This window comes from Adhaeribacter radiodurans, from assembly GCF_014075995.1.
GTDB classification, from domain to species: domain Bacteria; phylum Bacteroidota; class Bacteroidia; order Cytophagales; family Hymenobacteraceae; genus Adhaeribacter; species Adhaeribacter radiodurans.
The window spans coordinates 979,603-990,604 of the sequence record NZ_CP055153.1 but is presented as its reverse complement, the minus strand read 5'-3'; the positions used below and the strand labels follow the sequence as shown (position 1 = coordinate 990,604).

Sequence of the window (11,002 nt, the reverse complement as noted above, 5' to 3'; positions counted from 1 at the left end):
TTCAATTAGGCACTCACCGCTTTTTTACAATAATAGCAATCTAGATACTAAAATATTTATTCATTTATTTTTTAAGATATGAACCCAAAAATATGGCTTTCGTCTCCACACATGGGCAATAACGAATTTAACTACGTTAAAGAAGCTTTTGACACTAACTGGATTGCGCCTTTAGGACCACATGTAGATGGTTTCGAGAAAACATTAGAAAATTTTTTAGGCCAAAACACTTATGTTGCCGCTTTAAGTTCTGGAACTGCCGCTTTGCACTTAGCTTTAATTATTTTAGGTGTGCAGGCTGGCGATGAAGTTATATGTCAGTCTATGACCTTTTCGGCATCGGCTAACCCAATTGCTTATCAAGGAGCGACGCCCATATTTGTGGATAGTGAAGAACAAAGCTGGAACATGTCGCCGGACTTTTTAGAAGAGGCTATTAATGATCGCTTAAAGAAAGGTAAAAAACCAAAAGCAATTATTATAGTGCACTTATACGGAATGCCGGCCAACATGACTCGTATTATGGAAATTGCGAATAAGCACGACATTCCTGTAGTAGAAGATGCGGCCGAAGCGTTGGGATCTTCCTATAAAAAACAACCACTAGGCACATTTGGAGCTATGAGTATCTTATCCTTTAATGGTAATAAGATAATTACCACTTCTGGAGGAGGAGCTCTGGTTTCAACCAATGAAGATTGGATAAAAAAAGCTCGTTTTCTTGCTACTCAAGCTCGCGATGCAGCCCCACATTATCAGCATTCTCATATAGGGTACAATTACCGCATGAGTAACATATGTGCAGGTATTGGACGTGGTCAAATGGAGGTTTTGCTGGAACGGGTAAAACAGCGGCGATACAATTTTGAATACTATAAAAATGCCTTTGCCTCCATTCCGGAAATAAAGTTTATGGAAGAGCCGTCTTCTGATTATTATTCGAATAGATGGTTAAGTACCATTTTAGTAAATGGCTCTGGCAAAAGTATAGATCGTGAGCAGCTTCGTTTATCTCTGGAGAAGGATAATATCGAATCACGCCCACTTTGGAAACCCATGCATTTACAACCTGTATTTGCTGATGCTTCTTTTTACGGCGATGGCACTAGTGAACGGTTATTTGAATCAGGACTTTGTCTCCCTTCCGGCTCTAATTTAAGCAAAGAAGATTTAGATAGAGTTGTTGATCAAGTAGTAAGCACTTTTTCAACGGTACAGATTTAATTTGTTAATTAAAATCAGGTAGTAATAAGGTTGTTCGTTTTTACTATTACTACCTGATTTAAGAATTTATTTCTAAATACTTATCTTACACTATACACTAACTACCATCCATTATAAACTAATTTACATTAATTTGTAGACTAGAGGTTTGGAGAAGTTAAGGCCAATCATTAGAAAATTAGCAAGTAAGTTTATTTAAGACTTATAAGCTAATCTGTTTACTGCTCTAAAATTCTTTATTTTTCAAAGCTCACCTTTATATATATAATAATTAATATTTATTTGCCCTTTTTTACCACATTGGCGTAATTATTGTTTAAAGTAGATTTAAATATATTAAAATACCTTTATTAATTATTATTGTTGATATAAAACAGATGAGTAAATCAGACAATTACTAATAGAAAAGGTAGTAGATATTAATTAACTTACATTTTTTTTGACTTATTTTGCAAAACTTTTTAAGTGTTAAAATATAATAGAAAACTAAATTGGATTATATACTTTATAAATTATATACTATATAAAATTTAATATTTATTTATTTTAATATTTGAAATTATTTAGTACTTTAGATTAAAGGTTAAGTTTTTTCTAACTATAATAAAAAAAAATTATACCAACAAATTTTAATTTTTAAGGTATATAGAATACAATGTTGAATTTTATGCAAACATTTAACTATTTATTTACAAATAACTTTTGCAAAGTAGCTCTTACTTTATTTATTTTATAAAAAATTTACAAAGGATTTATTATTTAATATATAGCAAATAATTCTATAAACCTTTATTTAAAATATAAGTAAAAGATTTTACCAATTATATAATGCACAAAAACATTGCTTTATTTAAAATATTGGTGTTCTAAATTAAACTTTCAAAATAATTTAGCATTAAAAAACTTAATTAATCACTATTCGTCACTAACTCTAGAACTACGAATTATAAATTACTTTGCGTCATGAAAAAATTTATACTTGCTAATTCAATACCACGATGGGTCATTTTACTGATCGATCAGGTTATTACAAGCTGGTCCTTCGTATTAGCATTCTTTGTAATAACTCAATTTGAATTTTCAAATATATTAAGAGGGCATTTCTTTATATATACAGGTTTATATTGCATTACTTCTCTTAGCGTATTTTTTCTCATGCGCATACATACCGGGGTAATCAGATATTCCAATACTCAAGATATAGTTAGAATTTTCTCGGCTGTATTAGCTACAAGCTTTATCTATATTTTAGTGTTAAGCATGATTATTATTCCTGTATACCATATTAATACAGTAAACATTTTTATTGTGCTTTTAATAAACTTTTTTATATCCTCTTCTTTACTAATTATGCTAAGAATTGGAGCTAAAAGTTTCTTTCAATTTATAAAGCGAAGTACTTCTGCTGAAAAGGAAACCGTACTCATCTTTGGTTCCGACACTAATTCTATGCTTATAAAAAAGGCTTTAGAAAACAGTATCTCTAGTAGATTTGTCATTGCTGGGTTTATTGACGATAACTACCAAAATGTTAATAAATATATTCAACAGAAAAAGGTTTACTCTGCGAAAAATATTGAACAGCTTCGTTTAAAGCTTAAAGTAGATAAGATTGTGGTAATGAGCGAAGACTTGAAAACCGAAGGCAGAAAAAATATTGTTGAGAAATGCTTAGAAATTGGTTTAAAAGTTTTAACTGTTCCGCCAACCGAACAATGGATTTCCGGTAGGTTACGACTCAATCAGATCCAAGATCTTAAAATTGAAGATTTATTACAACGTGATCCTATTGTTATCCAGAGTGGTAATATTTCTAGAGAAATTACGGGAAGACGAGTTTTAGTAACTGGCGGTGCAGGTTCGATTGGTTCAGAAATTGTAAGACAAGTTTTGACTTTTGACCCGGCAATGATTATCATTTGCGATCAGGCTGAATCTCCTTTACATGAATTACAACTTGAAGTAGAAGAAGCATTTCCAGATGCTAACATAAAAATATACATAGCCAATATTTCGAACTATAACCGGATGTATTCTCTTTTCGAAGAGTTTAGTCCTCAAATTGTCTTCCATGCGGCGGCTTATAAGCACGTACCAATGATGGAAAACAATCCTTCTGAAGCTATTATTACTAACATATTAGGCACTAAAACACTAGCAGATTTATCTATTGCCTTCGACGTAGAGAAATTTGTAATGATTTCAACGGATAAAGCAGTTAACCCAACTAATATAATGGGGGCTTCTAAGCGTATTGCTGAAATTTATATTCAATCGTTGAACAACGTAAATGTTCAGTCCTTGAACAACATAAACGTTATAAGTTCTCGATTAAATGATCTTACCCATTCTAAAACGAGGTTTGTTACTACCCGCTTTGGTAATGTGCTTGGTTCAAACGGTTCTGTAATTCCCCGTTTCCGGGCGCAGATTGAAAAAGGAGCTCCTCTTACTGTTACGCATCCGGAAATTACCCGCTACTTTATGACGATTCCGGAGGCTGTTCAACTAGTGTTAGAAGCAGGCAGTATGGGTAAAGGTGGTGAAATATTCTTGTTTGACATGGGAGAGCCAGTTAAGATTGCGGATCTGGCTAGAAAAATGATTAAACTAGCTGGATTAATTCCGGATGTGGATATTAAGATTGTCTATACAGGTTTACGGCCAGGTGAAAAACTTTATGAAGAACTACTTAATAAAGAAGAGGAATCTATTCCAACTCACCATGACAAAATAAAAATATCGAAGGTTAGAACTTACATATATGATAAGGTAGCTAGTGATATAAAAGAATTGCTTACTTTAGTTCAGAAAGAAAATGACGATTATGAGATCGTTAAGAAAATGAAAGATATTGTACCTGAGTTTTTAAGTAAAAATTCTAAATACGAAGAACTTGATTATGGTACAGCTAACAACAATTCTCTTTTGATTCAACAGGCAAGCTGATAAAAAGCTAGTACTAAATAAAAAAGGAGCCATTCTAATTAGAATGGCTCCTTTTTTATTTAGTAGATTTAAGATAGTTAAAACTTTAAACAAGAAAACCAATATACTGGAATGGAAATATTTACTCTTTATTCTTATTACAAATTGGGTACAGTAGAATATTTACTTATGTATTGATCAACTTCAATAATATTATTACTTATCAAGTAGTTACTCCTGTTAATTGCTCACTGTTTTACTAATACTATTCTGGTGAACAATTATCAAAATATATACTGTGACTAATTTTATAGAAATATTAAGTAAAAGTAATTTCCAGTATTTATAAAAGGAACCGCTAAGTTATAAAAGCCGTAAATAGGTAAATATGAATTGCAACCCACTGGATTAAAATAAAAGTTGTATTAAAATTAAAACAGATTTGCGCCTTCGATTTTCTTAATGAACAGGAATTGCTATTTACACCAATTTAGTTCCTGAATAAACGCGTACTTCTTATTTAATAGTAGTATATCCTAAATTTTATGAGAGTAACTTGAGCCTAATTTCTGTTTTTTACTAAATCTTACTTTTTTCAAAAATTAGAGATTGATTCAAAGCAATGTAATCTTAATTAACCAAAGAGGCCTAAATACTGTTTATTTAATGATTGGACTTTCAAACAAGTATAACTTGTACTAATAAACTCACCGCTGGATGCTGTACCTACCCAAAAGCCGTTAGCTGATCTCTTAGTAGGGGGCTTGAATAAAAGCAAAATACCCAATGATATTAAAAATTGCTACTCTCCTTTTCCGCTCAATGCTTATGAATGCTAAGTACTTTATCTGTTTTGCTTTTGGCTTGGGGCTTTATTTTCAAGGTTTTGCCGCTAATAAATACAGTAGTGAAAGTTTAGAATTTTTATGCCCTACCTTCAATCCAGATTTTATTAACAAATCGAAGAATGGTGTACTGCATCATGAAAAAAGTTGGTTTTCAAGAAAGATTAATTTTGTTGCGGGACCAAGTTTTGCTGGGAACTATAATTTAAACATTCCAGAAAATGCTTCTATTGAAACCATCCTAGATACTATTCAAGCAACAGATCCCGATGGCGATGCTCTCATTTATTCTATTCAGGCAGGTAATACCAATACAACATTCTTACTTGATAGTGTATCGGGGACTTTAAAAATTTCAAAAAAACTTAATTATCATACTCAGTCTCAATATTCTTTAATTGTAAAAGTTACAGATGCTACCGGACTTTTCAGTGAAACATCCGTAGATATTAAAGTTGAGTTATTAAACGCAGTGCCCCTGCAGTCATCGTTTATATGGGAAACTGCCGCTAGTCAGCCGTACGTTGTAAATGAAGCACAAGGCGAAACAGTTAATAACAAACTTTATAATTTTGGTGGTTTTGATAGTCAGAAATCTGGTTTCACGCCCACCAGCCGCGCTTATGTTTATGATCCAAACCTAAATAAATGGACGGCTCTGGCTCCTTTGCCTCCCATGAACGGTACCAAATACGGCGGGGTAACGCATACAGGCATAACCACCGACGGCACAGATATATATTTTGCGGGAGGTTATACTTCTAATTTAGCAGGTACCGGACAAATATTTGGCACCAAAGAGGTCTGGAAATACATAGTAGCCGAAAATCGTTATGAACGTTTACTAGACTTACCAATTGTAGTTGCCGCCGGACAATTGGAATACGTAAATGGATGGCTGCATCATATTGGTGGCACCAATCAAGCGCGTACAGTGGATCTTAATAATCATTACGCTCTAAATTTAGATGACCAATCTGCCGGCTGGAAACTTCTGGCTCCCTTACCTAACCCTCGGCAACACGCTGGCTCGGCGGTGTACGAAGGAAAGATTTATTATATAGGTGGTCAGACGGGCCACGATAAAAATTTAATTACTCAAAAGAAAGTACACGCGTATGATCCGGTTACTAATCAATGGACTGAAAAAGCAGATCTGCAGGTTCCCGCTGGTAGTTCAGGGCGGGGCCATATTAGTTCGGCTGTGCTAGTTGCCGGGAATCAAATTTTAGTTTTAGCCGGTGAAACAGTGCATAGCAGCGGGCAAAGTAATTTGGTATCGGCTTATAATCCTAACACCAATACCTGGGGAAATTTAGCACCTTTACCCAAAGCTCGTTTTTCGGGCGTGGCCGCTTTACTAAACAACTGTATTTATTATAGTGGTGGTTCACGGACTAATATTACCTTTAAAAGTTCCCCGGTTCTGCCTCCAACGCAATCTCTGATTCAAAATCTTAAAAGTAATACGGGTGGAGTTTACAGTTTTGGCGAATTAGTTGTAGGTACCACTATTTACACCGATCAAACCTATCAAATTAAAAGCTTACCGGATGATTTGAATCATTCTCTTTTTATTAAAACCCCTGATAAAGATAAATCCCTATCCGAACAAGAGGTTTTTTCTTTTGACATAACTAAAGGTTCAACTTTATATATCGCCTATGATTCTAAAGCTACTGTTTTGCCGGCTTGGTTAAACGAATGGCAAAAACTACCCGATACAATTTCTACTACTAACCCCATTGATGACACCTACCAATTATATAGTAAATCGTTTCCGGCCGGAAAAGTAATATTGTCAGGGAATATGGCTACGCCGGCTGCAGGGGTTAATTCTAATTATTACGTTATTATAGTTCCTAATAATACCACCGGCGTTCAACCTGAATGGAAAAAAGAAAAATCAATAGTAAAGTTATTTCCTAATCCTAGCTCAACTGGAGGTAAAATTAAGATGTTTGTATCAGGTCTAACCCCAAAAATGTTGTTAACAATAACGATGCAAGATATGGTTGGCCGTCGGGTATATACCCAGCAAGTGAAAACAAACCAAGAAGGTATTATAAATGCAGAACTCACTCCTTTTCCTCAACTATCTAAGGGTTTATATTTGGTAACAATTAATTTTCCTTTAAGTAAAGTTCAAGCCAAATTGCTTATTGAATAAACCTGCCTAATTTCTTGTGAACAATCTTTTTAATCAAAAAATAGTTGAAAAAAGTCATGTTTATTAGTTATTTCCTATATATTTATAAGAATGGTATAATAGTTGAGGAAAATAATAATTCATTATCTACTATAACTTCAGTTAAGAGTTAAATACTGTAGCACAATTTTGTAAGCTTGTAAGTAGTTAGATTTTAATTATATAAACTTGAACAATAGCTTATATTATAAACCATACATAGCAGGTTTTCTATAAGTTTATTTGTAACTTTAAACAATAATTCACCGTTATTTTAAACTATAAACTTGCGTATTGCTCTTCTCATAAACATTCCATCTTTGATAAACATTAATAAAACTCCGAAATAATTCAACTGTTTACTTTTAAAAACCAATTTTGAATACCAATTACAAATTTTAGTCCTTATGAAAAAGAATTATACTATTACCCCAATAGCTCACCGAAGGAAATGGCAGGTTCTTGGCCTGATCATCTCTCTCTTAACTATTAACAATACTGTGTTTGCCAAAAAATTAGTTTTAGCAGATGCTCCTTGTAGTCCCATAAGTACTTTACCTTGTAATCAGTTAAGTGCAACTTTACCTTTCTCTTTAACTTTTAATAGCAGTGTAGCCAATTCTATTACCGACAAGAATGGTTCAGGTACCGGATTTACTATGGTAGACACTTACTCGGGCGCTCGCAATCCTGCTGATGGCACCCCTAGTAATGCCAGTATTCCCGGATATGATAAATCTAAGCTAACTGTTAGCTCTGGTACGTTAAAGATTGTCAGTTCTAAAGGAATAGCTTCCACCACCACTAATAATCAGATTAACTCTTTAGGAGTAAGGGTAGATAGCAAAAATAAACTTCAAATAGATGTAACCATAGTTAATCCTTTTAAAGGATCTAATTTTGAACAAGGCGGTTTATGGTTTGGACTTAGTGATAAAACTTTTGTTAAGTTAGTTGCAACAGCCAATCAAATTGAAATGCGCAGAGAGTTTAACGATGTTAGTAACTCTACTGATCAACGGATTACCAACGTAATTAGTAACCTTAATACCCAAACGGTACGCTTGCGGTTAGTCATTAGTTCCGCATCTAACACCGTAGAAGGTTTCTACTCCACAGATGGTAATACTTACCTGAATGTTGGCGCTACTTATACAACTAAATCTTTAAGTATTGCCAGTATGGGGCTTACCAGTAGCACTGCCTACGCCGGAATATTTACTTCTCACCGTAACGCAACTTCTCCTGTTACTTATACTTTCGATAATTTCGGGGTTAAATCTTTAACAACGCCTAACCCATTAAGCAGTAATGCTTACTTGTTATTAGAAAATCCCGATAAGCTTCCAGCCTATGATCAGTTAACTTTTTCTACTATTCAAATTCCTTGGCGGAGAACAAGTCCAGAAGTTACTCCCTATAATGCAAACCATAACCGGGTAAAATTAAAAATAAGCAACAAGGGTACTGAGAATTTAGTAATTACTGGTTTTGCCCTTTCTAACCCAAGTGCCTGGAAGTTAGACACCCTTAATGGTGTTGCGTATGATCCAGCAAAATTACCGCTTACTTTAGCAAGTGGCGCTTCCGCTGAATTAGGAATTCAGTTTACTGCTAAAGACCTAGGGAATAAAGTAGTTGTTTTAACCGATAGGCTGACTATATCTTCTAATGATAATCTTGCGCCTGAAAAAGAAGTAACGCTTCGGGGCTTATATCAATACAAAGGGGAAGGCGTAAATGAACCTTCGGCTCAACAAATTATTGATGCTTTTGGCTTTACAACGAAAACGGGCTATGGACACAATGATGGGGATATAGATGGTCGAACTCTTGTTCCTAACTCTAGCGAAGTAGCCGCTGATTACTTCGCCCAGGTTGATCCTAGTATACCAGTATCCCTTTCACTATTGGGCTCTTACCATGGCTGCTGTGCCCAAGGAGAAAAGATTCAATGGTACGATAAAACAACCCCGAGTACTATTAAAACTTTATTCTTTCAAGAACCTATAGATGCACAATCTTTATTACCCCGCAAAGCAAAATCAAATGCATTAGCAACTGCTACCATTAATACCACCGGTAATTTTGGTTTTATTGTAGCGAATTCTTATTCTGACAGAACCAAAAATTTTGAACAAAGACTAGGGATGCGTTTTTGGAAGGCTCTTGATAATAACGGCAACGTTATTCCTAATACTTATATTTTTGGTACAGATTATCTTGGTACCCCTTCTACTAATTACGACTACCAGGATAATGTTTACATTTTAAGTAATGTTCGTTTAGCAAATGGCACGGCTGATGTTCCAGCATTTGTTCCAACTCCTTCTTCCCTATCTATAGGTTCTTTATTAGCTGGAACAAACAAATCTATGTCGGTTAAGTTAACTAACCAGTCTGCAAGTAATGTAACCATTAATGCTGTAGAGGTTGTGGGGCCAAACTTAAGTGAATTTAGTGCTGATCCGCCAGCTACGGCAATCGTAGCAGCTAAAGGTTCGACTACCATAAATGTTACTTTTAAACCTACTAGCAGAGGACTTAAAAATGCTGCATTATTAGTACACTACAACGGCACAGGTACTCCGTTACGTATTCCAGTCTATGGCGTAGCTAACGATGCCAGCTTTAATTTAGCAATTGTAAAACGTATTAAGGGGGCGGCTGATGCGGGTATGACAATTAATGGTACCACTTGGGAAGCAGATAAAGCCTATCGCCAAGGCTCAATCAAATTAGATAAGCAGGTAGTAGCAGGTCCGATTGCGGCAACTGATCAGGATGTTTTGTATCAATCTTACCTTTCTGCTGCTAATAATTTAGCTATAACCAGTTATCAAGTACCATTAACTAACGGAACTTATTGGATCCGGATGCACTTTGTAGAAAACTTCTTTAACGGACCAGTTGGTTCCAGGGTGTTTAGCACTACCATTGAGAATGAACTGCGGCAAAGTGGCTTCGATATTTACCGGGAAGTGGGTTACCGGTCAGCGTTGGTAAAGGATTTTGAAGTTGTAGTAAAAGACGGTGCTTTATCTATTAAGTATACGCCAACTGCAAACCGGGTAGCTATTGCAGCTATGGAGATTTACAAAGCGAATGCAGCCACTGTTACTGCTGTTTCTGACCAAATTATTACTGATAACACTAATGCGGCGGCCTTAACTATTTATCCGAACCCGAGTACAACGGGTAGTCAGGTAGATGTAGTTTTAACCGGTTTCGCGGCTAAGCAAGAAGTTAACTTAACAGTGCAAGATGCTATGGGTCGTCTGTTCCATACTCGTCAGGTAACTACAAATGCAGTTGGTGCAGCCCAGGTAGACTTATCAAGTTCGGTAAACTTACCAGCTGGTTTGTATATACTTAATGCAGAAAGCGCAAATACAAAAGCTCAGGCCAAATTATTAATACAATAAAAGAACCCTGACTTAAATAAAAAAGGAGCTATATTACTTATAGTTCCTTTTTTTATTTAAGTCAACTTACGAATAGATAAGGAGTTACAGCTTTTTCTATTCAGAAATATTATAAGCTTTTATTAATATTTAAACTTACATAATTAGCAAATGCTCTTAAGTCTTTAATAAAAAGGCTTAATCTAGTTATACCTATCCGAATGAATGCTTAACTTTTAAGACTTTTATTTATCAATTCTTGAATAAACAATCTCCTATTTTATTGGTAGATCCTACTTGTTTAAGAAATATGGTGTACTAAACAACCTAATATAAATTTCAAATAAAGATAGCTCAAACATCCATTCGGCTTTTAATGGTTATTTGTTTATACTTTTAAATATTAGTTACTA

4 protein-coding genes are annotated in these 11,002 nt (G+C 34.6%); all 4 read left to right on the top strand.

The annotated features are described in order from the left end of the window. The first annotated feature begins 78 nt into the window (after positions 1 to 78). The 4 genes from HUW48_RS04510 to HUW48_RS04495 all read left to right on the top strand — a co-directional run bounded on the left by HUW48_RS04510 (position 79) and on the right by HUW48_RS04495 (position 10,610). Complete coding sequence (locus HUW48_RS04510; protein WP_182414536.1) at positions 79 to 1,224, top strand: DegT/DnrJ/EryC1/StrS family aminotransferase; 1,146 nt, start codon at positions 79 to 81, stop codon at positions 1,222 to 1,224. Between the two features lie 963 nt (positions 1,225 to 2,187). Then, positions 2,188 to 4,173 carry a polysaccharide biosynthesis protein gene (locus tag HUW48_RS04505; RefSeq protein ID WP_182414535.1) on the top strand — a complete coding sequence of 662 codons (1,986 nt, stop codon included), beginning with the start codon at positions 2,188 to 2,190 and terminating at the stop codon, positions 4,171 to 4,173. A gap of 807 nt (positions 4,174 to 4,980) precedes the next feature. Then, on the top strand, positions 4,981 to 7,167 hold the full coding sequence (locus HUW48_RS04500; RefSeq protein ID WP_182414534.1) for a Kelch repeat-containing protein: 2,187 nt from the start codon (positions 4,981 to 4,983) through the stop codon (positions 7,165 to 7,167). Positions 7,168 to 7,592: 425 nt separating this feature from the next. After that, positions 7,593 to 10,610 (top strand): malectin domain-containing carbohydrate-binding protein, encoded by a 3,018-nt coding sequence (locus tag HUW48_RS04495; protein ID WP_182414533.1) that lies wholly within the window; start codon positions 7,593 to 7,595, stop codon positions 10,608 to 10,610. The last annotated feature ends 392 nt before the right edge of the window (positions 10,611 to 11,002 follow it).